Genomic DNA, 22,593 nt, shown 5'->3' with positions numbered 1-22,593 from the left:
ACAATGCCGAAGTTGAGATCCGCCACCACCACCCACGGACGTAACATGGCCGGGGCCCGCGCCCTCTGGCGTGCCACCGGCATGACCGATCAGGATTTCGGCAAGCCCATCATCGCCGTGGTCAACTCTTTCACCCAGTTCGTGCCGGGCCACGTCCACCTCAAGGATCTGGGCCAACTGGTCGCCCGCGAAATCGAGGCGGCTGGCGGGGTCGCGAAGGAGTTCAACACCATCGCCGTGGATGACGGCATCGCCATGGGCCACGGTGGCATGCTCTATTCCCTGCCGTCCCGGGAGCTCATCGCCGACTCGGTGGAGTACATGGTCAACGCCCACTGCGCCGACGCCATGGTCTGCATCTCCAACTGCGACAAGATCACCCCGGGGATGCTGATGGCTGCCCTGCGCATCAACATCCCGGTGATCTTCGTCTCCGGCGGCCCCATGGAAGCGGGCAAGACCAAGCTCTCCGACCAGATCATCAAGCTGGATCTGGTGGACGCCATGATCCAGGGCGCCGACCCCAAGGTCTCCGATGCACAGAGCGATCAGATCGAGCGCAGCGCCTGCCCCACCTGCGGCTCCTGCTCCGGCATGTTCACCGCCAACTCCATGAACTGCCTGACCGAGGCACTGGGTCTCTCCCAACCGGGCAACGGCTCCCTGCTGGCGACCCACGCCGATCGTGAGCAACTGTTCAAGCTGGCGGGCCAGCGCATCGTCACTCTGGCCAAGCGCTGGTATGAGCAGGACGATGCCTCGGCACTGCCGCGCAACATCGCCACCAAGGCGGCGTTCGAGAACGCCATGGCGCTCGACATCGCCATGGGCGGCTCCACCAATACCGTGCTGCACCTGCTGGCGGCAGCCCAGGAGGCGGGCGTCGACTTCACCATGGCCGACATCGACCGCATGTCCCGCAAGGTGCCCCAGCTGTGTAAGGTGGCGCCTTCCACCCAGAAGTACCACATGGAAGATGTGCACCGCGCCGGCGGCGTGGTCGCCATCCTGGGTCAGCTGGAAAAAGCGGGCCTGGTGCACGGCGATGCCCGCAACGTGCTGGGCACCTCCCTGGTGGAGCTGCTGGCCGAATATGACGTCAGCCGCAGCAATGACAAGGGGGTTCACGACTTCTACCGTGCAGGCCCTGCCGGCATCCGTACCACCAAGGCGTTCAGTCAGGATTGCCGCTGGCCCGAGCTGGATCTGGACCGCGCCGAGGGGTGCATCCGCTCCTTCGATCACGCCTACAGCCAGGAAGGTGGCCTGGCGGTCCTCGCTGGCAACCTCGCCCTCAACGGGGCCATCGTCAAGACCGCCGGGGTGGACGAGGAGAACCTCACCTTCCGCGGCCCGGCCCGGGTATTCGAGAGCCAGGAGAGCGCGGTGAGCGGCATTCTGGACGGCACGGTGAAAGCCGGTGAAGTGGTGGTGATCCGCTACGAGGGCCCGAAAGGGGGCCCCGGCATGCAGGAGATGCTCTATCCCACCACCTATCTGAAATCCATGGGATTGGGCAAGGCGTGTGCCCTCATCACCGACGGTCGCTTCTCCGGCGGTACCTCGGGTCTCTCCATCGGTCATGTCTCCCCGGAGGCGGCCTCTGGCGGCACTATCGGTCTGGTAGAGGATGGCGACATCATCAACATCGACATCCCGGCCCGCAGCATGGTGCTGGAGGTGGCCGACAGCGTGCTGGCTGCTCGTCGCGCCGCCGTCTCTGCCCGTGGCTGGAAGCCGGTCGATCGTCAGCGCGAGGTCTCCTTTGCCCTGCGCGCCTACGCCATGTTCGCCACCAGCGCCGACAAAGGCGCGGTGCGCGATCGCACCCTGCTGGGGGAGTGAGAGAATGAACTGTCATGATATGGGCGCATTGCGCGCCCTTCGCCACGAGACGGGGGTATAAACCATGGTCTCTGCGGCGGATTATCTACGCAAGGTGCTGCTCTCCCCCGTCTACGAGGCGGCGCGGGTCACCCCCTTGCAAACCCTGAAGAAACTCTCCGACAGGCTCGGCAATCACGTCAGCCTGAAGCGGGAGGATCTGCAACCGGTTCACTCCTTCAAGCTGCGCGGCGCCTACCACAAGATCGCCACCCTGACCCAGGAGCAGAAAGAACGCGGCGTCATCGCCGCCTCTGCCGGCAACCACGCCCAGGGGGTCGCCCTGTCGGCCGCCAAGCTCGGCATCAAGGCGATCATCGTGATGCCCAAGACCACGCCGGACATCAAGATCGACGCGGTGCGCCGTCAGGGCGGCAACGTCATGCTGTTTGGCAACAGCTTCGATGAGGCCTACGGCGAGAGCCGCCGACTCGCCGAGTTGGAGGGCTACACCCTGATCCCGCCGTTCGACGACGTCGAGGTGATCGCGGGCCAGGGCACCATCGGCAAGGAGCTGCTGGAGCAGGATACCCACCTCACCCACGTCTTCGTGCCGGTGGGCGGCGGCGGCCTGGCCGCCGGGGTGGCGGTCTACATCAAGCAGCTGCTGCCGGATGTGAAGGTGATCGGGGTGGAGGCGGAGGGGTCCGCCTGCCTCAAGGCGGCGCTGGCGGCCGGTGAACCGGTCAATCTGGACCGGGTCTCCCTGTTTGCGGACGGGGTGGCGGTCAAGCGCATTGGTGAGGAGACCTTCCGCCTGTGCAACCAGTATCTGGACGAGGTGGTGACCGTCTCCAACGACCAGATCTGCGCCGCACTGAAAGACATCTTCGATGACTGCCGCGCCATCGCCGAGCCGTCGGGGGCCTTGTCCCTGGCGGGCCTCAAGGCCTACAGCGAGCGGGAGCAGGTGAAAGGGGGGCGGATGGCGGCCATTTTGTCCGGCGCCAACGTCAACTTCCACAGCCTGCGTTACGTGTCGGAGCGCTGCGAGATCGGCGAGAAGCGCGAGGGCATGCTGGCGGTGACCATCCCCGAGCGCAAGGGGGCCTTCCTCGACTTCTGCCGTCAGCTGGGGCCCCGCATGGTGACTGAGTTCAACTACCGCTACGCCGATGCCGAGCAGGCGTCGCTGTTCGTTTCGGTGCGCCTCACCGGCGGTGACGAGGAGCTGGGCCAGATCATCGATCAACTCGGCGGCAACGGTTATCCGGTGGTCAACATGACCGAGAGCGAACTGGCCAAGAACCACGTGCGCTACATGATTGGCGGCCGCCCGGCCCGGCCCCTCGGTGAGCGTCTTTACAGCTTCAAGTTCCCGGAGCAGCCGGGGGCCCTGATGCGCTTCCTGGAGACCCTGGGCTGTCGCTGGAACATCAGCCTGTTCCACTACCGCAACCACGGAGCCGACTATGGACGGGTGCTCTGCGCCTTCGAGCTGCCGGACGAGGACGTGGCGGCTTTCCACGACTACCTGCACGAGATTGGCTACGGCTGGAAAGAGGTGAGCGAGGATCCCGCCTACCGCCTGTTCCTGGCGAGCCAGGGCAGTCAGTGAGCGGGGAGCCATCCCCTTGCCAGATGAAAAACGAAGAGCCCGGCTCTTCGTTTTTTTATGGGCAACGCGCCGGCCCGCATGATTGGGGGCACGGTGGCCGATAATGTCGCCAATATCACACTCCTGAGTCCCTGGTCGTTTGAGGCTGGTTGCAGATGGGATAATCTGAATGCGGGGCTTGGGTTCAGGGCCCCGTCAGGGAAGAGAGACGCAGCCGCGTCATAACAATTCATTGCAGGGGCTCATCCATGAACAGATCTATGCTCGCCGTCCTGATCGGCGCTTTGATGGCAACAGGGACGGTGCAGGCTGCCGCCCAGGACAACACCTGGTATGTCGGCGGCAAGGCCGGCTGGTCAAATTATTACGGGGTGGATTACAACGCTCAGGTCGAAGAGCTGTTTGATGCGACCAAGGTGAACGAGAACAGCGATGATCTCGGTCTGGGGCTGTTTGCCGGTTATCAGGTGAACAGAAACGTGGCGGTTGAGCTCGGCTATGACTGGCTCGGCAAGTATCAGGTGGACAAGCACTACTCGGGCAACGGGGTTGATTTTGCACTCGATGGCGAGGCCAAGGCCCAGATGGTGCAGGCCACCATGAAGATCATCCTGCCTGCAACCTCGGCACTGGATATCTACGGCCGTCTCGGGGGGGCCTATGCCTGGACCGAGAGCTCACTCAACGTCAGGGCCAGCGATGGCACCAGCAGCCTCTCCGAATCCCATGAGGGCAACAAATATCATGGTGCCGCCTTTGTCGGGGCGCTGGGGGTCGAATACGCCATCGACAAGGATTGGGCCGCCCGCCTCGAATACCAGTACACCACACCCCTTGGCAAGACTTCCCTCGACGAGTCAGGCATCGAGATGGACAACGGCCTGCTGTCGGTCGGCATGCTCTATCGCTTCGGCCAGATCGGCGACGAGCCGGTGGCACCAACGCCTGCGCCCGAACCTGCGCCCGCCCCGGCCCCCGTGCTGGTGGAGAAACAGTTCAGCCTGGATTCCGATGTGCTGTTCGAGTTCAACAAGGCGACCCTGAAGCCAGCCGCCAGCCAGGCCCTCGACAACCTGTTTGCCCAGATCCTGGCGGCCAATCCGAAAGACGGGGTGGCGACGGTGATCGGTCATACCGACCGCATCGGCTCGGAGGCCTACAACCAGTCCCTCTCCGAACAGCGTGCCCGCACGGTGGCGGATTATCTCATCGCCAAGGGATTGTTTGCCGACAAGGTGCGTGCCGAAGGGCGGGGAGAGTCTTCGCCCGTGACCGGGGGCAGCTGCCCGGATGGCGCCAAGGCGCAGATGATCGCCTGTCTGGCCCCGGATCGCCGGGTCGAGGTGCGCCTGACCGGGGTCTCCCAGGTCGCCGAATAAGCCATCTTTGCCTTGCTATTGAACAACGAGGGGGCCTTGGCCCCCTCGTTGTTTATGTGGGTGTGAGCCGTGACGTTTGCAGCCGCCTGGCGCAATGACTCACCATGATCAGCAGCAAGGCGCCGGGCAGCACTGTTTGCCAGAGGAAAGGCCAGGACTGGGTGGTGAGCAGGATCAACAGTGGATTGGCTCCGGCGGGTGGGTGGATCAGCCCCAGTCCCTGCATGAGTGCAATGGACAGGCCCACACCCAGCGCCAGCTTGAGCTCCATCGGTAGCGGGAGCAATTGCACCACCAAACCCACGGTGGCCGATAACAGGTGGCCTCCCAGCACGTTCTGCGGACGGGCCAGCGGACTGTCCGGCAGGGAGAAGAGCAGCACACAGCTTGCCCCGAACGGTGCCATCAACAGGGTCGACTGCCAGCTCATGTCCAGCCAGCCGAGCAACATTATGGCCAGGCAGGCACCGAGCCCTGCCAGCCATGCACTTCGCCATCGTCTTGTTTCCATCTCCTGTCTCCTTGTCTGTGCCGGATCACTTGATCCAGCCTGCGACATTAGGTAGACAGATCGGTGTACTTCAAGAGGAAATTCACCATGAGCGAAAAACGGCAACAGCTGATGACGACAGCCTATCGGTTGTTCAATCGTCACGGCTTTCACGCCACCGGCATCGATCGCATCTGGGCCGAGGCAGGCAGTACCAAACGTACCCTCTATCGCCACTTCCCCACCAAGGATGCCTTGATCGAAGCCGTGCTGATGGCGCGGGATGCGGAGTTCTTTGCCCTGCTCGATGCCAGGATGGATGGGGTGTCGGGGCGGGAGGCCAGGTTGCTGGCGCTGCTCGATGGCTTTGCGGACTGGTTTGGCCGCAGCGACTTCTACGGCTGCAACTTCATCAACGCGAGCGCCGAGTTCTCCGATCCTCGCCACCCGGTGCGCAAGCTGGTGGTGGCCCACAAGCGTGCGTTGCTGAACTGGGTCAGGGAGGCCCTCGAATGCACCGAGGTGCAGGCCACCGGGTTATGCCTGCTGCTGGAAGGGGCCGTGGTGATGGCCCACAGCTATCAGCAGCCTCTGGCTCTGGAACAGGCCAGGGTGTTGGCGGAGGCCGTGCTGGCAGAGCCGCGCTAGTTCAGTTCCGTGGGGTCGATATCCAGACTCCAGCGCACCCGCTTGGTCTCGGGCCACCCCTCCAGCTCCTTCACCGCCCAGTCGAGCAGCTGGGCCAGCGGTGCCCGGCTGGGCCCCTGCACCAGCAGCTGCATGCGAAACTTGCCCGCCTTGCGCTCCATGAAGCCGCTGATGGGCCCCAGCACCTGCACCTGGGGATAGCGGGCGCTGCGCAGGGTATCGGCGAGACGACTGAGGAACAGCTGTACCTCGTCGCGGCCGTTGGCCTCGGCCCGGAACAGTCCCTGATGGCTGAACGGTGGCAGCCCCAGCAGGCGGCGCTCTTTCAGCGCCGTGTCGGCGAAGTGGCCATAGCCGTTCTGGGTCAGATCCTGCAGCAGAGCGTGTTCGGGATGGTGGCTCTGCAGCACCACCAGCCCCGGTTTGCTGGCGCGACCAGCCCGGCCCGCCACCTGGGTGTAGAGCTGGGCCAGCTTCTCGGCGGCGCGAAAATCGGCGCTGAACAGGGCGCCATCCACGTCCAGCAGGCCCACTAGCGTCACGTCGGGGAAGTGGTGGCCCTTGGCCAGCATCTGGGTGCCGATCAGGATCTTGTACTTGCCCGCCTTGATGTCGCCGAGGTGCGTCTCCAGCTCCCCCTTGCGGCGGGTGTTGTCCCGGTCGATGCGCACCACCGGATATTGGGGAAAAACGGTGCCAAGCAGCTGCTCCAGCTGCTCTGTGCCGACCCCGGATCCGATCAACTCGCTGCTGCCGCACTCTGGGCAGTGATGGGGCAGAGGGCGCACGCTGTCGCAGTGGTGGCAGTGCAGCCGTCGCCCGGCCTGGTGCCAGGTGTACCAGGCGTCACAGCGCTCGCAGGCGGCACTCCAGCCGCACTGGTGGCAGATGAGTGCCGGCGCATAGCCGCGGCGGTTGAGAAACAGCATTACCTGGTTGCCCGCTGCCAGATGCTCGGCCATCAGCTGTTCCAGCTGGGGGGAGAGCCCCGCCTGCAGCCGCACGTTCTTGATGTCCAGGATCACCTGGCGAGCGGTCTGGGCGTTGCCGGCGCGGCGAGTGAGAGTGAGGTGGTGATACTTGCCGCTGCGGGCGTTGTGCAGCGTCTCCAGCGACGGGGTGGCAGATCCAAGCAGGATGGGAATGCCGGCGCGATGGGCCCGCATCACCGCCAGATCCCGCGCGTGGTAGCGAAAGCCGTCCTGTTGCTTGAAGGAGCCGTCGTGCTCCTCGTCGATGATGATGATGCCGAGGTCCTTGAACGGCGTGAACACCGCGGATCGGGTGCCGATCAGAATGGCGGCACCACCGTCGCGGCAGGCGAGCCAGGCATCGAGCCGCTCCCTGTCGTTCATGGCGGAGTTCATCGCCACCACGGGCACGTTGAAGCGGCGGCGGAAGCGGTTGATGGTCTGGGGGGTGAGGCCGATTTCCGGCACCATCACCAGCGCCTGCTTGCCCGCCTTGAGCAGGGGCTCGAGGATGCTGAGGTAAACCTCGGTCTTGCCGGAGCCCGTGATGCCGTCCAGCAGGAAGGCACCGAACTTGTTGCTCTGGCTGGTGACGGCGGCCACCGCCAGCGCCTGCTCGCCGTTGAGGCGCAGCCCCTCACCCGGCTCGAAGCGGGTGGCCCAGTCGCCATCATGGCTCGGCTCCAGCGAGCGCTTCTCCAGCAGTCCCTTCTTCTCCAGCGCGGTGAGGGCCGCGCTCTGGATCTCCTCCTGCTTGAGGGCGGAGGGGGTCTGCGGCCCCTTGCGCAGCAAGGCGAGGGCCTGCTGCTGCTTGGCCGCCCGCTTGAGCTCGTTGAGGTCGATGGCCATACCCGCATCGGTAGCAAACCAGAACTCCAGCTCCCGATAGGCGGCGGGCTCCCCCTTGCGCACCAGCACAGGCAGGGCATGGGGCAGCACCTCCCCCTGCGGGTGCTGGTAGTAACCGGCGCTCCAGGCCATCAGCGCCAGAATGTCGGGCCCCAGCACGGGGGCGCTGTCGAGCACCCTCTTCAAGGGTTTTAATTTGTTGCGGGGGACCTGGCTCTCGGTCGGGTGATCCACCACCAGACCGACCAGGGTCTGCGGGCCGAACGGGATCTCGACCCGGCAACCAGGGGCAGGCAAGGGCAGGGGAGAGAGATAGTCGAAATGACGGCGTAACGGCACCGGCACAGCCACACGAACCAGATCCAGCGTTTGGGAAGAATTCACCAGGGGTTGCCTATTTTTTCTGCGAAGCCACTTGCCTGATCTCAGGCGTTTCCTATATTATTCGCAGCCTTTGAAACTGTGTTCAACAATCGTGTGGTGTCCGACAAGAGATCGGATGGCGACACGGCCTGATAATTGAGGTTGTCCATGAAAGCTGGTATCCATCCTGACTACGTAGCCATCACCGCCAAGTGCTCTTGCGGTAACGTCATCAACACCTTCTCTACCATCGGTAAAGATCTGAACCTGGACGTGTGCTCCGAGTGCCACCCGTTCTACACCGGCAAGCAGAAAGAAGTTTCTAGCGGCGGCCGCGTAGACAAGTTCAACAAGCGTTTCGGTGGCTTGACCTCCAAGAAGTAATCTTGCTTCTGAAGAATTCTGAAAAAGGCGCCCATCGGGTGCCTTTTTTATTGGCCGCCATTCTGTAATTCCCCGCTTTGCCCTATGGTGTTGGCTCAACCAAGGGAGAAGAGCCGATGCGCACATGTCTGGTGATGGGAGCTGCCGGGTACATAGGATCCTACCTGGTGCCCCATCTGCAGGGTCTGGGGTACAGGGTCATCGCCGGGGCCCGTCGTCCCTGCCGTCTGCCGGAGGGGGTGGCGTTTCGCCTCGCCGACAGCCTCAAGCCTGCCACCCTGCCCCCTGCGCTGGCGGGGGTCGACACCGTCTTCTATCTGGTACACGCCATGGGGGCGGGGGCCGGTTTTCACCGGCTGGAGCAGCAGGGAGTGAAGAACTTCGCCGCTGCCGCCCGTGCCGCCGGGGTGCGCCGCATCATCTATCTCGGCGCCATCCAGCCCGAGCCCTGCAACAGTCGCCACCTCAACTCCCGGCGCTACTGTGGCGAGCTGTTTCGCAGCGCAGGGGTGCCCACGGTAGAGCTGCGCGCCGGCATCATCATAGGCCCCGGCTCGGCGGCGTTCGAGGTGATGCGGGATCTGGTGTACAACCTGCCCATGATGGTGACGCCCAAGTGGGTGCGTTCCCGCACGCCCCCCATCGCCCTCTCCAACCTCTTGCACTATCTGGGCGGGCTGGTGGAAGCCGACGGGGTGGATGGCCAGATCTTCAATGCGGCCGGCCCCGAGCTGCTCAGCTACCAGCAGCAGCTCCAGAAATTCGCCGCCCATATCGGCAAACGCTGCCCCATCATTCCGATCCCCTTTTTGAGCCCCCGGCTCTCCGCCTGGTGGCTGCAGTTCGCCACCTCGGTTCCCCAACCCATCGCCAAGGCGCTGGTGGGGGGGCTCAAGCACGACATCCCGGCGGATGATGGCCCCTTGCGCGCCCTGTTGCCCCAGCATCTGCTCAGCTTCGACGAGGCGCTGGCGGAGAGCCTGGCGCTGGAGCAGAGGCTCGGTGCCGAGCAGCACGGGGAGGAGACGCCCCTGGGTCTGCGCTGGCGCCATCCTGAATATGGCTTCTACGACCGCACCGCCAGCGGGGAGGCGGATTGCCTCGCCGCCCCCGAGGTGGTGTGGCAGGTGCTGCAGCAGCTGGGGGGTGAGCAGCGCTACTTCTACATGAACGAGCTGTGGGTGGTGCGCGAATGGATGGATCATCTGATCGGCGGCCCGGCCCGGACCCGGGGACGCACCAACCCGGATTGCTTCGTGAAGGGGGACATGCTGGACTCCTGGCAGATCCTCGGGGTGGATGAAGGACGCAGGCTGGATCTGCTGTTCAACATGAAGGCCCCCGGCGTCGGTCGGCTGGAGTTCAACATCCAGCCCCTGGAGTCCGGCCTGACCCGGCTGCGGGTGACGGCCCACTGGCATCCGCAGGGGGCCTGGGGGCTGGCTTACTGGCTTGCCATGCTGCCGTTTCACCTCTTCATCTTCCAGGGGATGACGGAGGCCATCGCCCGGCAGGCAGAGGCAAAAGCCGGCATTCCAGTCATGGATTGAAATCGAATCTATAACTAATTAGGTAGTTTTGGGTGGCATGACATGCTACTGACTAGCGTGTCATTGCTATCCAGCGATATTTTATGCTGTGAAAGGGCAGGGGATTTCTTTATGATCCTCAGCCCTCGCCCGCTGGCGAGCCAACGCATCACTCATTCATTTCCGTATCGGGGTCCCCCATGTCCGATCAGCAGCACGATCTCCGCCAACAGGCACTCGACTACCACGCCCAACCTGTCCCGGGCAAAATCGCCATCGCCCTCACCAAGCCCGCCGAGACCGCTCGCGATCTGGCGCTGGCCTACAGCCCGGGCGTTGCCGAACCGGTACGCGAGATCGCCGCCAATCCGGCCGATGCCTACCGTTACACCGGCAAGGGCAACCTGGTGGCCGTCATCTCCAACGGCACCGCCATCCTGGGGCTGGGCAATCTGGGCCCGCTGGCCTCCAAGCCGGTGATGGAGGGCAAGGCCCTGCTGTTCAAGCGCTTTGCCGGCATCGACGCCATCGACATCGAGGTGAAGCACGAGACCAGCGCCCAGTTCATCGATACGGTGGCCGCCATCGCCGACACCTTCGGCGGCATCAACCTGGAAGACATCAAGGCCCCCGAGTGCTTCGAGATTGAAGAGGCGCTGATCGCCCGCTGCGACATCCCGGTGTTCCACGATGACCAGCACGGTACCGCCATCGTCACCGCAGCCGGGCTGCTCAACGCGCTGGAAGTGCAGGGCAAGGAGATTGGCACCAGCCGCATCGTCTGCATGGGCGCCGGTGCCGCCGCCACCGCCTGCATGGAGCTGCTGATCAAGTGCGGGGCTGCGCCGCACAACATCTTCATGCTGGACCGCCAGGGTGTGATCCACAGCGGCCGCACCGATCTCAACCAGTACAAGCAGCGTTTCGCCAACGACACCCCTCTGCGCACTCTTATGGATGTCATCGACGGGGCTGACGTCTTCGTCGGCGTCTCCGGCCCGGACGTACTGCCCGCCGAGGCGGTGGCCCTGATGGCCCCCAACCCGGTGATCTTCGCCTGTTCCAACCCGGACCCCGAGATCAAGCCTGCCCTGGCTCACGCAGTGCGCGGGGATCTCATCATGGGAACCGGCCGTTCGGACTACCCGAACCAGATCAACAACGTGCTCTGCTTCCCCTTCATCTTCCGCGGCGCCCTCGACGCCCGTGCCAGCCGCATCAACGATGCCATGAAGATCGCGGCAGTGGAGGCGATCCGTGCTCTGGCCAAGGAGCCGGTGCCCGCCGAGGTGCTGACCGCCGCTGGCGTGAGTGAACTCGCCTTCGGCAAGGATTACGTCATTCCCAAGCCCATGGACGCCCGCCTGCTGCCGCGGGTTGCCCGTGCCGTGGCACTGGCGGCGGTTGCCTCCGGGGTGGCCCGCATCGAACTGCCGGCGGATTACATGCTGGGTTGAGTCACGGCAAGCGCGTAAAAAACAGAAGGGGCCCCCTGTCGGGGGCCCCTTTTTCATGGCGGAAGCGGGCGGCTTACTTGGTCTTGGGGGCAACCTTGACGGCCGGCGCCTTGGCGTGGGCAGCCTTGTGATGCTTTTTCACGACCTTGGTCTGGGTGGCGTGGGGAGCGGCGGCCTTGGTCGGGGTGGCGGCCATGGTGAAGCCGGAGGTCAGGGCGAAGACAGCGGCCAGAGTCAGGGGGATCAGCTTGTTCATATTCCAGTTCCTCGTTCGGTTTGATGACATGGAGCGTTTCTCCATGACTTCATCCTAGGGCTGTTCGACCTGCGGTTCAGTGAGCGACTGGTGACGGTTTGTATCCAAATGTACGGGCAGGGTCAGGCAGAAACGGGCACCGCTGCTGCTTGGCAGCAGTTGCACCTCGCCGCCGTGGTGGTGGGCGATGCTGCGCACGATGGCCAGCCCCAGCCCGGCGCCGCCGGTGCGTCTGTCCCGGCTCTGATCCAGGCGCACGAAGGGCTCGAAGATTTGCGGGGCCAGCGCGGGATCGATGCCGGGGCCATCGTCGGCGACCTCCAGCAGATAGTCGTCCCCCTGTCGCGCTATGCAGAGGCTTGCCTGGCTGGTGGCATGGCGCAGGGCGTTGCCGATGAGGTTTTCCAGCGCCCGGTCCAGCAATCGGGTGTCGCCGCGCCAGGGCAGAGCCATGGCCGGGCGCACGAAGTCGAGCCGCTTGTCCGGTCGCAGGGCCTGCCAGTCGGCCAGGCGGCTGCCGGCCCAACTGCCGAGCTCCAGATCGCTGCATTGCAGCGGCAGTTCGGGGCGATCGAGCCTGGCATAGGTGAGCATCTCCTCGATGAGGGCATCGAGGGCGCCGAGGTCCCGCTCCAGTCCCTGCTGCTCCTCGGGTGAGGGAGGCTCGGCCAGCATGGCGAGGCGATAGCGCAGCCGCACCAGGGGGGAGCGCAGCTCGTGGGCGATGGCGTCGGTCAACTGCTTGCGACTGGCCAGCATGGCCTGCAACTGCTCCGCCATCTGGTCGAAGGTGCGGCCGACCCGGCCCAGGCTGCTGCCGGGCGGCAAACCGGTGCGACAGGAGAGATCCCCGTCGCCGACCCGGCGGGCGGTCTGTTCGAGCTGTTGCAGGCCGCGCCAGTGAGGGCGCAGCCAGAGCAGGATGGGCAGGCCGAGGGAAAGGCCGATGAGCAGCAGCAACCCCACGTCCACCCAGTGCAGCTCGTGCAGGTAGGAGAGGTAGGGGACGGGGCCGACGATCAGCACCTTGTCGGTGTTCGGGATGCGCTGCAGGAAGGTGTCATCCTCTTCGACGATGACGATGTTGCCCGCCTCGAGGAAGGCCTGATCCTCGCTGGCCAGGGGCTGGTTGGCGAGGACGCCGATCTGCAGCGGCAGATTGAGCTGGCGGCTCTGCTCGCCGGTGCGGGTGGCCCAGTGTTCCGGCGGCAGCCGGGCCAGCTCGCCAGTGAGCAGGCCGAGGGAGCCTTGCATCATCCGCTCCAGATAACGGTCCCCCGCCCGCTCTGCACTGACCTGATAGACCAGCCCGATGAGCAGAATGGCGAGGGTGAAGCAGCCTATCAGCAGCAGATAGAACTGGATAAACAGGCGTCGCATCGGGGCTCTCCTCTTGCCTGGATTGCGTCTGGGCATTGCCTTGTTGCCCCTCATCCCCAACCCTTCTCCCGCAAGGGGAGAAGGGCGCTGAGAGCATCAAGGTCATTCGGCGGGGCTTATTCCCAGGCCTGGGGTACTAGCAGGTAACCCTTCTGGCGCACCGTCTTGATCCAGATCGAGTTGTTGCTGTCATTCCCTGGCTTCTGGTGTGCAGGCGTGTGAGACACCAGCTCATTCCCAGGCCTGGGGTACGAGTAGATAACCCTTCTGGCGCACCGTCTTGATGCGGGTCGGGTTGTTGCTGTCATCCCCGAGCCGGCGGCGCAGACGGGAGATGGCCACGTCCATGCTGCGATCCTGGCCGTCGTAGTCGCGCCCCCGCAGGCTGCGAAACAGCGCCTCCCGCCCCAGGATCTGGCCCGCGTGGCAGGCCAGCTCCCACAGGAGGTCGAAATCGGCGGTGGAGAGGGGGATGCTCTCCCCATCGAGGCGCACGTCCCGACCCGGGCCGTCTATCTGGAGGCGGCCGAACTGCAGGCGCTGGGGTGGGGCGGCGGGGACCACGGCCTGCTGGCTCTGCCCCTGCTGGCGAAACTGGACCCGCAGCCGGGCCAGCAGCACCGGGGGGGGCGTGGTCTTGAGGATGTAGTCGTTGGCCCCCAGCTCCAGGCTCAGGATCTGGTTCATGTCGCTGTCGAGCGAGGTGAGCATGACGATGGGGCCGGCAAAGCGCGGACGCAGATCCCGGCACAGGGAGAGGCCATCCTGCCCCGGCAGCATGATGTCGAGCAGCACCAGATCCGGCTGCTCGGCCAGGGCCCTGTCGAGAGCCCGGTCACCCCGGGTCTCCAGCAGCACCTCGATGTCGTGGCGACCGAGCCAGCTGCTGATGAGCTGGCCTATCTCGGGATCGTCTTCAACAAACAGAACGCGTGGCATGGTGGCGTGATTCCCCGGTCATGGCGTGAGTGGGCGTGTCGCCAGCATAACGGCTGCGTCCGCGCTCTGCACCGGGATAACTAATCAATGCGGGGGTTTTTGCCCCTTCTCCCGGGGGGATGGGGGGCAGGATGAAGCGGTTGGCATCGGGCCGCCCCCACTTGTCCCGTGGCGGGTCGGGGCAGCGCGATGAGGCAGGATCCGTGCCCTTCAGTGGCCATAGCGGCCCCTGCTGCCATGGAGCAGCCGGGGAACCACCCGGATCAGCCGCCCTTGCGCTTCAGGTACACCCCGGCTTCCATGTGGTGGGTCCAGGGGAACTGGTCGAACAGGGCGAAGCGGGCGATCTCGTGGGTTTCACCGAGCACGGCCATGTTGGCCTGCAGGGTCTCGGGGTTGCAGGAGATGTAGAGGATGTTGTCGTAATCCTGCACCAGCTTGACGGTGGCGTCGTCCAGACCGGCCCGGGGCGGGTCGACGAAGATGGTGTTGCACTGGTAGGCGCGAAGATCGACCCCCTTGAGGCGGTTGAACTCCCGCTCGCCGCGCATCGCCATGGTGAACTCCTCCGCCGACATGCGCAGGATGATCAGGTTGTCGACACCGTTGGCGGCGATGTTGAACTGGGCGGAGTCCACGCTCGGCTTGGCGATCTCGGTGGCCAGCACCTTGCGAAAGTTCTGCGCCAGAGCGATGGAGAAGTTGCCGTTGCCGCAGTAGAGCTCCAGCAGGTCCCCCTCGCTCCCCTTGGTCACGTCCAGGGCCCAGCCCAGCATCTGTTCGTTGATGGCGGCGTTGGGCTGGGTGAAGCTGTTTTCCACCTGCTTGTAGACCAGCTCGCGCCCCTGCACGGTCAGGCGTTCGATGACGAAGTCATCCCCGAGACAGATCTTCTGCTTGTGGGCGCGGCCAATCAGTTGCAGCTCGAACCCCTTGGCCCGCAGGTCGGCCTGCAGGGCCTCGGCGGCCTGCTGCCACTCGGCTTCCAGCTTGCGGTGGTAGAGCAGGCTGACGCAGATCTGGCCGGACTGGGTGGAGAGATAGTCGATCTGGAACAGCTTCTTGCGCAGCACGGGGTGCGGGCGTAGCCCGGCCAGCAGCACCGGCATCAGCCGGTTGATGAGCAGGCTGGCGGTGGGGAAGCTGTCGACCCGGATGATCTCCTTGGTGGCCGGTGCATACATGCAGTGGAAGAGGTCGTCCCCCTCGTGCCAGATGCGGAACTCGGCGCGCATCCGGTAGTGTTCGGCGGGAGAGGCGTGCAGCTCCAGCGCAGGCGGATTGAAGGGGGCGAACAGCTGGGTGAGGCGATCGCGCTTCTCGTCGAGCTGGGCCTGGTAGTCGGCAGGAGTCCGTCTGCCCTGGGCGTCGGCGGAAGAGGGCTGGGATTGAGTCATGGATACCTCGCATGCACCGGGCTGAGCCGGGGAAAGACCGGGGGAAGGCCGCAGCCAACCAAAGGGTGGGGATTTTAAAAGGCCGTTGCGGATTGTCCAAGTTTTTTGTGGTCAAGAAGTGGCCAGTCGGGCCGATAACCGATCCACCACTATAGGCGGGAGAGTAATGATGCAAATTGATGGCATGGGCACAGCCCAACCCAAGGGAGTGGGCATTGCTCCCAAATCGCCTCAACAGACGGAGTCGAAGACGGCGGACAAGGGGGATGAGGTCTCCCTGAACAAGCCCCCGAAATGGGCCCAGGTGCTGATCCAGCAGGCGCTGCAATTTGCGCTGGAGATCAATGGCCAGGGCTACAAGGCACCCAAGGTGCAGGAGCCCCAGGAGATCACCCCGGAGACCCTGTTCGATTTCCAGTCGGTGGCGGACAACGTGTTGCAGTTCGTCACCGGGCGGATAGGCGCGGCCCGTGCCGACGGCAAGTCCGACGACGACCTGACCAAGATGATGGAGCAGGCCCGCAAGGGGGTGGACAAGGGCTTCGGTGACGCCAGGAAGCAGCTCGGTGACTGGGCGGACAACGAGGACATCAAGACCGGCATGGATCAGAGCTACAAGCTGATCCAGAAGGGGCTCGACGAGTTCGAGAAGGAGTTCTTCGGCAAGGTGTCGACCACGGATCTGGGGGATGCCAGGATGGCCAGCCGCCAGCAGGCCCTCCTCGAGATCGAGACCCGGGACGGGGACAAGGTGATGCTGCGCTTCAGCGACAGCTGGCAGTTCAAGTCCCAGAGCGACGGGGGTGGCAGCCAGTTCAGCCTCAAGTCGAGCCAGAGCTTCGACTTCTCCCTGGAGGGGGATCTCGACAGTGCCGAGATGGATGCCATCGGCACCCTGGTCAAGGGGCTGGACGAGCTGGCCGGGCAGTTCTTCAAGGGGGGCGACGGCAAGACCCTGGCGGACGGGCTGAACGGGCTGCAACTGGATGACAGCCAGCTGGTCTCCTACTCCCTCAAGCTCAAGCAATCGGCCAAGTTGAGTCAGACCTACCAGGGGGCCAGTTCCCTGCAGGAGAGCCTCAAGCCCCTGGCGGACTACCTGCCGAGGCTCAGCCGGTTGCAGCAGCAGGCCGACGCCCTGCTGCCCCCTTCCCAGCAGGAGGCGCTGACACCCACCGTGCTGGCGGCGCGGGGTCAGGACGGGGCGACCCAGGGGGCAGGCTTCATGGGCTTCAACCAGCGGATGCTGGAGGCCATGAGGCTGCTTGGCCAGCAGATGGCGACCGGCTAGTCTGGCGACGCCCCCGTGATGCTGGCGGGGGCGGGGTGTTTGCCAGCCCGTCCCCGGGCTGGCACACTGCCCTTTTCCCCAGCCCGGCGATGCCATGAACCCCAAGAAGCCAAGAGACAAGCGCGAGCTCTGCTACCCCTTCATCTTCGAAACCCAGTTCCAGTGCGACTACGAGATCGCCACCGACGAGCTCTGCTGCCAGGTGGGGGCCGTGCTCTCTCATCTGATGCCGGATGAGGATACCCGGCCCGTGATGGCGGATCTGGCGACCCTGCAGCGGCTCATCTACAACCTCAACGGCTCGGTGCGGGGACGGCTCGGCATCTTCGAGGAGGATCTGGACTGGCTGAAGGGGCGGTACGATCACTACAACGAGGCGAGTCGCGGCCGGGTGACCGGCTTCGTGCTGCCCCAGGGGCCCCAGCCCATTCCCACCCTGCACCTGTGCCGCTGTGGCAGCAAGAAGGTGGTGCGTCTGCTGGTGCGCCTGGAAGAGAGCGGCGTGCGCTTCGATCCTATCCTCTATCGCTTCGCCAACCTGCTGGCCAACTTCTTCTTCGTGCTCACCGTCTACCTCAAGCAGGCGTGGGATGTGACCGAAGTCCCCTATGTCAGCATCAACTACTGATGAAGAGATGATGTTTGATGCATTCGTCGCATCACACATGGCGACGTAGGGTTATTGGATCGAAAAACAGCGATGAGGCAGCATCCGTCACTTCGGGGGATGCAGGCATAAAAAAACCGGCGCCCCGAGCGCCGGTTTTCTATTGCCGCTATCCCTAGCTCGACAGCAGTACCCTGGCCGAGTTGGCCGGGATGGTGAGCTGCACCTCCCCCTGCACCACCTCGAACTTGTCGCCGTTGAAGGCGTCGGTGAAGCGGCTGGCGGGGCTGGCGGTCTGCCACAGGGGCAGGCTGATGGTGCGCGGCTCCGTGGGGTGGCGGTTGCAGGCGACCACCACCTGATCGCTTTGCAGGGTACGGGCGAACACATAGCTGTGAGGGCCGGCGTAGAGGGTCTGGATGTCTCCCCGACGCAGGGCCGGGCGCTGGCGGCGCAGCTGGATCAGGCGGCGATAGTGGTCGTGCAGCACGTGATCCCAGTCGGTGGTATCCCAGGGGAAGCAGCGGCGGCAGTCCGGGTCGTTGCCGCCGGAGAGCCCCACCTCGTCGCCGTAGTAGATGGAGGGCACGCCGATGTAGGTGATGAGCAGGGTGGCGGCGAGTCGCATCCGCTGCTTGTCTTCCCCCAGCAGGTGCAGGAAGCGGGCGGTGTCGTGGCTGTCCAGCAGGTTGAACTGGGCCAGCTGGTTCTTGAACGGAATATGGGCCCGCGCCAGCTTGAGCCAGTGATCCAGCTCGGTGGCGCTGATCTTGATGGGGTGATAGGCGATGTCCTGCCCCGCCAGGAAGGCGCGGATGGGGTGGGCGAAGCCGTAGTAGTTCATCGCGCCATCCTCCTGATCCCCCTGCAGCCACTGGCTCGCCTCGAAGAAGTGCTCGCCCAGCACGTAGGCGTCCGGATTCTCCTGCTTCACCGCGCCGCGAATGGCGCGCACATGGCCGCGATTGCCCTCGGCAGTGCCCCGCTCCCCCAGCATGTGGATGACGTCAAAGCGCCAGCCATCGATCTGGTAGGGGGCGCGCATCCAGTAGCGCAGAATGGCGTTGTCTGCCCGATAAACGGCGTCCTGCACCTGTTCACTTGAGAAATCCAGCTTGGGCAGGCTGCGGATCCCTTTCCAGCTAACATAATCCCCTTCCTGATCGAAGGTGTAGAAGCTGCGCCAGGGGGAGTCCGGGTTGCTCTGGGCGCCCAGCGGCGGGCAGAACCAGGGGTGCTCGGTGGAGGTGTGGTTGACCACCGCATCCAGGATGATCCGCATGCCGCGCTGGTGCAGGTTGCGGGTCAGCTCGGCAAACTGGGCATTGGTACCGAGGTGCGCATCCACCTTGAAGTAGTCCTGGGTGTCGTACTTGTGGTTGCTCGGCGAATCGAAGATGGGGTTGAGGTAGAGCGCCGTCACCCCCAGGGATTGCAGGTAGTGCAGTTTGGCGTCGATGCCCGCCAGATCCCCGCCGTAGAATTCACAGGCGCCGTGCCCCTCTTCGTGGCGGCTGACCGGCTCGCCCCAGGCCTTGCTGATGACCGCCTTGCCCCTGTACTCGTACTCGTGATGCTTGACGCTCAGCGACGGGTCGCCGTTGCAGAAGCGGTCGGGGAAGATCTGGTAGAACACCTGATCCTGCACCCAGGCCGGGGGCTGGTGATGGCTGTTGAAGCGGAAATGCTGCTCCCGTGGCGGCATGGCGGCGCTGACGCCTGCCCCGTGCAGCCACCACTGCTCCTCGTCGGTGAGGCACTTGAAGCAGTAGAGGTGGATCTCCTGCCCCCTGGCCAGCGGCAGTTCGACCTGCCAGACCTGAAGCCTGTCCCGGGTGGCGACCGGCGTCATGGCGACCAGATACTCCTCGTTGTCCGGCTCGTGGCGCAGCCACACCTCGCGGATGGGGGCGTCCAGCTCGCTGAACAGGGTGAGCTGCAGGGTGTCGGCACTCTCTTTGAACCAGGGTGCCGCCTGGGGGTGAAACAGGAAGGGATGGGTCATGGTATCTACTGTGTCAGAGAGGCTCAGGAATGGGGGATGGGCGCAGGCCATCTTATCCCGTCCATGGGCGTGTGTATGTGACGACCGGCCAGAATGAGACGGTGCTTCCGGCTTGGCTGGGCGGTCTGCCGTGACGCTATTGGGTCAGCAAATCGGCCAGGGCGTTGCCTTGTTCGTGCAGCTGTTCGAGCTGATCCGCCAGAATGAGACGGGGATCCGGCTCCTGCTGATCGGCCGTTGTACATCTACTGGGTCAGCAAATCGGCCAGGGCGTTGCCCTGCTCGTGGAGCTGCTCCAGCTGATCCGCCAGGCTGGCGGGATCCAGCCCCAGCTGGTCAGCCAGGGTTCTGGGGAAACGGGCGATGATGGCCTGTGCCGGTACGCCGGCCTGCCAGGCGAAGGAGACGAAGACGGCGAGCCGGATGAGCACGGCCTCCTTGCTGACCGGATCGTGGGAGAGGGGGTCGAGCTGCTGGGCGATGGCATCCACGAAGGCGGGCGACAGGTTCCAGCGCCGCGCCAGCTCTGCGCCGAGCTGGGCATAGTCGTAACCCAGCATCTCCCGCTGGGCATCGACCCGGCTGCTGCCTTTCTCGATGGCCAGATTGATGAGCCCCGCCTCTTCCGGCAGGGTGCTCTGGATCAGCAGCTCGCCGATGTTGTGAATGAGGGCGCAGGTGAAGGCGGTCTCGGGATCCACCGAGGTGGTCTGCTGTGCCAGGGTGCGGGCAATGGTGGCGACCTGGAAGGTCTGGGTCCAGAAGTGGAGCTTGTCAAAGCCGGGAGGGGCCTTGAAGCTGCTGATGATACCGGAGGCGACCACCACGGAGCGCAGGCGGTTGAAACCGAGGCGGATCACCGCCTGTTCGATGGAGGTGATTTCATTGCCACGGCGCAGGGCGGCGGAGTTGGCCATCCGCAGTACCTTGACGCTGATCACCTGGTCCATGGCGATCTTGGCCGCGATCTCGTCGATGCGGGCATTCTCGTCGTTGAAACTCTGCATCAGCTCGTGCAGCAGTTTCGGAATTGTGGGCAGTTGCTTGATCTTGCCAAACAGGCGATCCATCGACATGGCTGAGGCAGCCTCCATTGCTAACAATGCCTCATATTGTGCCACAGCCTGGCCAGTTGTTCCTGCTGGCGAGCGGTTTTGTGAGCCCTAGTACACCCAGTCTTGCAGCCTGTATTCCAAACGGTGCCGTTTTCCCTGGAGGATCAGGGTCTGGGTGGAACCGCTCAGTGTGGCCCCCTCCGTCAGGGTGGCGAGCACGGCCTGCTCTATCAGATCGAGTTCGGGGGGGCAGGCCATGGCGGTGCTGCCGAGGCTGGTGACCCAGAGCTTGTTCCCCTTGAGGTGACCCTGGCCGAAGTAGCGGTTGCAACCGGCGATGCCGTTGACGGTGAAGTGTTCACCGATCTCGATGTCGGGGGGATTGCTGCGGCGGCTGGCGATGGCCTGGCCATCCAGCCGATCGAGCACCCAGTGATGGTGTTGCAGATCTTGCGAGGCAAAGCGGGGAGCACTGCTGCAGGCGCTGAGCAGAAGCAGGGCGAGCAGCAGTAGCAGGTATCTGGGCATTGAAGGGGCTCCGGTGGTGGGTATGACAAGCATACCCGTCCCCGGGCCCGGGCGGCAGGGCGAGGGGGGAGGAGCCCGACCGCTTCTGTCGCCCCGGGGGAAGAGGGGGTGTCGGCAAATGGCAACACCCGCCCCGAGCGAACCTGTCTACCGGTTGCCCATGGCTCCCCTGGCCGTCTCAGTCCGCAAACAGGCGCTCGGCATAGCGGGCGAGGCCCGAGGCCACCGAACCGAAGTCATCACCCCCCTCCAGCGGTACCTTGGGCAGTTTCTGCTGGATGAAGGCCTTGATGAGGGGGGAGCGGGCACTGCCGCCGGTGACGAAGACCCGGTCAGGCTGCACGCCTGCCGCCAGGATAGCCTCGTCCATCAGCTCGCCAATCTTCTCCAGCAAGGGGGCGGAAGCACTGGCCAGCTGGGGGCGGGTGAGTGCCGCCTCCAGCCCTTTTTCCAGCTCGTTCAGGGTCTGGTGATTGTGCTCGTGGTCGGAGAGGGCGATCTTGCCCTGCTCGGCGCGCCACACCAGTTGATGGCTCAGCTTGTGGGCCCGCAGGCTGGCGAGGCGCGGGAGCTTGCTGCCTGGCTGGCTGTCGAGCTGGAGATCCTGCAACTGGCGGGCGGTATCCAGGCTGTAGAAACGGCTCTGGGCACTGACGTCATTGATGGCGGCGGCATCCCAGAACAGGGGATGGGGCAGCGGCTTGCCGGTCTTGAGGGTCTCGTGCATGCCGAGCAGCGGCATCATGCCCTCCACGGTCAGGCGGATGTCGAAGTCGTTGCCCCCGATGCGCTGGCCGCTGTGACCGAGCAGATCGCCGCTGCGATCCAGCTGGTCACGGTGGCTCGGGCCCATGCGCAGTACGGAGCAGTCGGTGGTCCCGCCCCCGATGTCCACCACCAGCACCACCGCATCCTCGGTGAGGCGCGCTTCGAACTCGAAGCCGGCGGCCACCGGCTCATAGAGGAACTCCACCCGCTCGAACCCGGCGAGGCGTGCCGCCTCCCTCAGGATGGCGATGGCCTGGCGGTTGCTCTCTTCCCCCGCCAGTCCCTGGAAGTTGACCGGTCGGCCGATCACCGCCTGGCGGATGGTGCTGCCCGTCTGCTGCTCCGCCTCCCGGCGCACGTGCAGCATCATGGCGCAGACAATGTCCTCGAACAGGGCGATCTGGGGAGCCTTGAGGCCATAGGCCCCGAGAAAGGATTTGGGTGACTTGATGTAGTAGCCCTCGTCCGGCTCTTCCAGATAGCGCGCCAGCGCCGCACCGCCGAAGCTCAGCTCGTCGATGAGTCCCTCTTCGCGCATCTGGCGGCGCACCGCTTGTGCCCGGGTCACCACGGGACCGCGCAGCTTGAGGTATTCGCTCTGCTGGACGGGGGCCAGGCCTTCGGCCAGGAGGCCGGCGATGGCGTCCCGGTGGGGGGCGTGCAGGGTGGAGGGAAGGTAATGGGAACCGGAGAGGGTCAGCAGCCTGGGGCTGCCCTGTTCCATCACGGCGACGGCACAGTTGGAGGTACCGTAATCAAATCCGATGAACATGCTGGCCAGACTCCTGTACAAAAAAGGGCTGGTAGCCTACCCGATGCCGCCGGGTCTCACAACCCGGCGGCGGGATCAATGGC

General features: G+C 64.6%; 19 protein-coding genes and 1 pseudogene. 9 read left to right on the top strand and 11 right to left on the bottom strand.

All coding sequences use genetic code 11. The features are described 5' to 3' along the window. The first annotated feature begins 3 nt into the window (after positions 1–3). The 3 genes from ilvD to ompA all read left to right on the top strand — a co-directional run bounded on the left by ilvD (position 4) and on the right by ompA (position 4,821). Complete coding sequence (gene ilvD, locus I6L32_RS06305; RefSeq protein WP_216944829.1) at positions 4–1,845, top strand: dihydroxy-acid dehydratase; 1,842 nt, start codon at positions 4–6, stop codon at positions 1,843–1,845. Between the two features lie 64 nt (positions 1,846–1,909). Beyond that, positions 1,910–3,442 (top strand): threonine ammonia-lyase, biosynthetic, encoded by a 1,533-nt coding sequence (ilvA, locus tag I6L32_RS06300; protein ID WP_216944828.1) that lies wholly within the window; start codon positions 1,910–1,912, stop codon positions 3,440–3,442. A gap of 248 nt (positions 3,443–3,690) precedes the next feature. Continuing rightward, positions 3,691–4,821: a porin OmpA gene (ompA, locus tag I6L32_RS06295; protein ID WP_048209598.1), complete on the top strand. Its 1,131-nt coding sequence runs from the start codon at positions 3,691–3,693 to the stop codon at positions 4,819–4,821. A 52-nt stretch (positions 4,822–4,873) separates the two neighbouring features. On the opposite strand, the gene I6L32_RS06290 is transcribed toward ompA, so the two are convergent. Beyond that, a complete protein-coding gene (locus I6L32_RS06290; protein ID WP_041201741.1) occupies positions 4,874–5,269 on the bottom strand; it encodes an HPP family protein in 396 nt (131 codons plus the stop codon). A 150-nt stretch (positions 5,270–5,419) separates the two neighbouring features. On the opposite strand from I6L32_RS06290, the gene I6L32_RS06285 reads away from it, so the two are divergent. After that, positions 5,420–5,959, top strand: a complete 540-nt coding sequence (locus tag I6L32_RS06285; protein ID WP_043153422.1) for a TetR/AcrR family transcriptional regulator — start codon at positions 5,420–5,422, stop codon at positions 5,957–5,959. Here I6L32_RS06285 and priA read toward each other — a convergent pair. Then, a complete protein-coding gene (gene priA / locus I6L32_RS06280; protein WP_216944827.1) occupies positions 5,956–8,163 on the bottom strand; it encodes a primosomal protein N' in 2,208 nt (735 codons plus the stop codon). The two genes, I6L32_RS06285 and priA, sit on opposite strands and share 4 nt — an antisense overlap. 147 nt (positions 8,164–8,310) lie before the next feature. Between priA and rpmE the strand changes: the two genes are divergently transcribed. The 3 genes from rpmE to I6L32_RS06265 all read left to right on the top strand — a co-directional run bounded on the left by rpmE (position 8,311) and on the right by I6L32_RS06265 (position 11,512). Continuing rightward, entirely contained in the window at positions 8,311–8,526 is a 216-nt protein-coding gene (rpmE, locus tag I6L32_RS06275) for a 50S ribosomal protein L31 (protein ID WP_010676078.1), read from the top strand. 116 nt (positions 8,527–8,642) lie between these two features. Then, positions 8,643–10,076, top strand: coding sequence for a DUF2867 domain-containing protein (locus I6L32_RS06270; protein ID WP_216944826.1), 1,434 nt, complete (start codon positions 8,643–8,645; stop codon positions 10,074–10,076). Between the two features lie 179 nt (positions 10,077–10,255). Continuing rightward, positions 10,256–11,512: a malic enzyme-like NAD(P)-binding protein gene (locus I6L32_RS06265; RefSeq protein ID WP_041214231.1), complete on the top strand. Its 1,257-nt coding sequence runs from the start codon at positions 10,256–10,258 to the stop codon at positions 11,510–11,512. Positions 11,513–11,585: 73 nt separating this feature from the next. On the opposite strand, the gene I6L32_RS06260 is transcribed toward I6L32_RS06265, so the two are convergent. The 5 genes and pseudogenes from I6L32_RS06260 to trmA all read right to left on the bottom strand — a co-directional run bounded on the left by I6L32_RS06260 (position 11,586) and on the right by trmA (position 15,484). After that, complete coding sequence (locus tag I6L32_RS06260; RefSeq protein ID WP_010676075.1) at positions 11,586–11,768, bottom strand: hypothetical protein; 183 nt, start codon at positions 11,766–11,768, stop codon at positions 11,586–11,588. Between the two features lie 54 nt (positions 11,769–11,822). Next, positions 11,823–13,148, bottom strand: a complete 1,326-nt coding sequence (rstB, locus tag I6L32_RS06255; RefSeq protein ID WP_048209594.1) for a two-component system sensor histidine kinase RstB — start codon at positions 13,146–13,148, stop codon at positions 11,823–11,825. Between the two features lie 116 nt (positions 13,149–13,264). Continuing rightward, positions 13,265–13,354, bottom strand: a pseudogene (locus tag I6L32_RS23060) (two-component system response regulator RstA); the annotation flags it as partial. Between the two features lie 25 nt (positions 13,355–13,379). After that, positions 13,380–14,087 carry a two-component system response regulator RstA gene (gene rstA / locus I6L32_RS06250; protein ID WP_010676073.1) on the bottom strand — a complete coding sequence of 236 codons (708 nt, stop codon included), beginning with the start codon at positions 14,085–14,087 and terminating at the stop codon, positions 13,380–13,382. A 263-nt stretch (positions 14,088–14,350) separates the two neighbouring features. Continuing rightward, positions 14,351–15,484, bottom strand: a complete 1,134-nt coding sequence (trmA, locus tag I6L32_RS06245) for a tRNA (uridine(54)-C5)-methyltransferase TrmA (RefSeq protein ID WP_134997227.1) — start codon at positions 15,482–15,484, stop codon at positions 14,351–14,353. 169 nt (positions 15,485–15,653) lie between these two features. Here trmA and I6L32_RS06240 point away from each other — a divergent pair, with 169 nt between their 5' ends. Next, positions 15,654–16,775 carry a DUF5610 domain-containing protein gene (locus I6L32_RS06240; protein WP_069784986.1) on the top strand — a complete coding sequence of 374 codons (1,122 nt, stop codon included), beginning with the start codon at positions 15,654–15,656 and terminating at the stop codon, positions 16,773–16,775. A 94-nt stretch (positions 16,776–16,869) separates the two neighbouring features. Beyond that, positions 16,870–17,403: an ATP--cob(I)alamin adenosyltransferase gene (locus tag I6L32_RS06235; protein WP_042016441.1), complete on the top strand. Its 534-nt coding sequence runs from the start codon at positions 16,870–16,872 to the stop codon at positions 17,401–17,403. A gap of 154 nt (positions 17,404–17,557) precedes the next feature. Here I6L32_RS06235 and malZ read toward each other — a convergent pair whose 3' ends face one another. From malZ to yegD, 4 genes are all read right to left on the bottom strand, one after another. Further along, the gene (gene malZ, locus I6L32_RS06230; RefSeq protein WP_029314873.1) at positions 17,558–19,387 is read right to left on the bottom strand and encodes a maltodextrin glucosidase; all 1,830 of its coding nucleotides are present in this window, start codon (positions 19,385–19,387) and stop codon (positions 17,558–17,560) included. Between the two features lie 245 nt (positions 19,388–19,632). Continuing rightward, positions 19,633–20,481: an HDOD domain-containing protein gene (locus tag I6L32_RS06225; RefSeq protein WP_039039670.1), complete on the bottom strand. Its 849-nt coding sequence runs from the start codon at positions 20,479–20,481 to the stop codon at positions 19,633–19,635. 69 nt (positions 20,482–20,550) lie between these two features. Beyond that, complete coding sequence (locus I6L32_RS06220; protein ID WP_010676067.1) at positions 20,551–20,970, bottom strand: META domain-containing protein; 420 nt, start codon at positions 20,968–20,970, stop codon at positions 20,551–20,553. A gap of 178 nt (positions 20,971–21,148) precedes the next feature. Beyond that, on the bottom strand, positions 21,149–22,510 hold the full coding sequence (yegD, locus tag I6L32_RS06215; protein ID WP_039039669.1) for a molecular chaperone: 1,362 nt from the start codon (positions 22,508–22,510) through the stop codon (positions 21,149–21,151). Positions 22,511–22,593: the final 83 nt, after the last annotated feature.

The organism is Aeromonas sp. FDAARGOS 1402, assembly GCF_019046925.1.
Classification (GTDB): Bacteria; Pseudomonadota; Gammaproteobacteria; order Enterobacterales; family Aeromonadaceae; genus Aeromonas; species Aeromonas caviae.
Note: the sequence above shows the minus strand (reverse complement) of the source record. Positions and strands in the feature narration are given on the sequence as shown.

Coding starts and splice junctions, on each gene's coding strand:
- I6L32_RS06240 (WP_069784986.1), top strand. CDS start 15,654: ATGCAAATTGATGGCATGGGCACAGCCCAACCCAAGGGAGTGGGCATT.
- I6L32_RS06220 (WP_010676067.1), bottom strand. CDS start 20,970: ATGCCCAGATACCTGCTACTGCTGCTCGCCCTGCTTCTGCTCAGCGCC.
- rstA (WP_010676073.1), bottom strand. CDS start 14,087: ATGCCACGCGTTCTGTTTGTTGAAGACGATCCCGAGATAGGCCAGCTC.
- yegD (WP_039039669.1), bottom strand. CDS start 22,510: ATGTTCATCGGATTTGATTACGGTACCTCCAACTGTGCCGTCGCCGTG.
- ilvD (WP_216944829.1), top strand. CDS start 4: ATGCCGAAGTTGAGATCCGCCACCACCACCCACGGACGTAACATGGCC.
- trmA (WP_134997227.1), bottom strand. CDS start 15,484: ATGACTCAATCCCAGCCCTCTTCCGCCGACGCCCAGGGCAGACGGACT.
- I6L32_RS06260 (WP_010676075.1), bottom strand. CDS start 11,768: ATGAACAAGCTGATCCCCCTGACTCTGGCCGCTGTCTTCGCCCTGACC.
- I6L32_RS06270 (WP_216944826.1), top strand. CDS start 8,643: ATGCGCACATGTCTGGTGATGGGAGCTGCCGGGTACATAGGATCCTAC.
- rstB (WP_048209594.1), bottom strand. CDS start 13,148: ATGCGACGCCTGTTTATCCAGTTCTATCTGCTGCTGATAGGCTGCTTC.
- I6L32_RS06225 (WP_039039670.1), bottom strand. CDS start 20,481: ATGGAGGCTGCCTCAGCCATGTCGATGGATCGCCTGTTTGGCAAGATC.
- rpmE (WP_010676078.1), top strand. CDS start 8,311: ATGAAAGCTGGTATCCATCCTGACTACGTAGCCATCACCGCCAAGTGC.
- I6L32_RS06265 (WP_041214231.1), top strand. CDS start 10,256: ATGTCCGATCAGCAGCACGATCTCCGCCAACAGGCACTCGACTACCAC.
- I6L32_RS06285 (WP_043153422.1), top strand. CDS start 5,420: ATGAGCGAAAAACGGCAACAGCTGATGACGACAGCCTATCGGTTGTTC.
- ilvA (WP_216944828.1), top strand. CDS start 1,910: ATGGTCTCTGCGGCGGATTATCTACGCAAGGTGCTGCTCTCCCCCGTC.
- malZ (WP_029314873.1), bottom strand. CDS start 19,387: ATGACCCATCCCTTCCTGTTTCACCCCCAGGCGGCACCCTGGTTCAAA.
- ompA (WP_048209598.1), top strand. CDS start 3,691: ATGAACAGATCTATGCTCGCCGTCCTGATCGGCGCTTTGATGGCAACA.
- I6L32_RS06235 (WP_042016441.1), top strand. CDS start 16,870: ATGAACCCCAAGAAGCCAAGAGACAAGCGCGAGCTCTGCTACCCCTTC.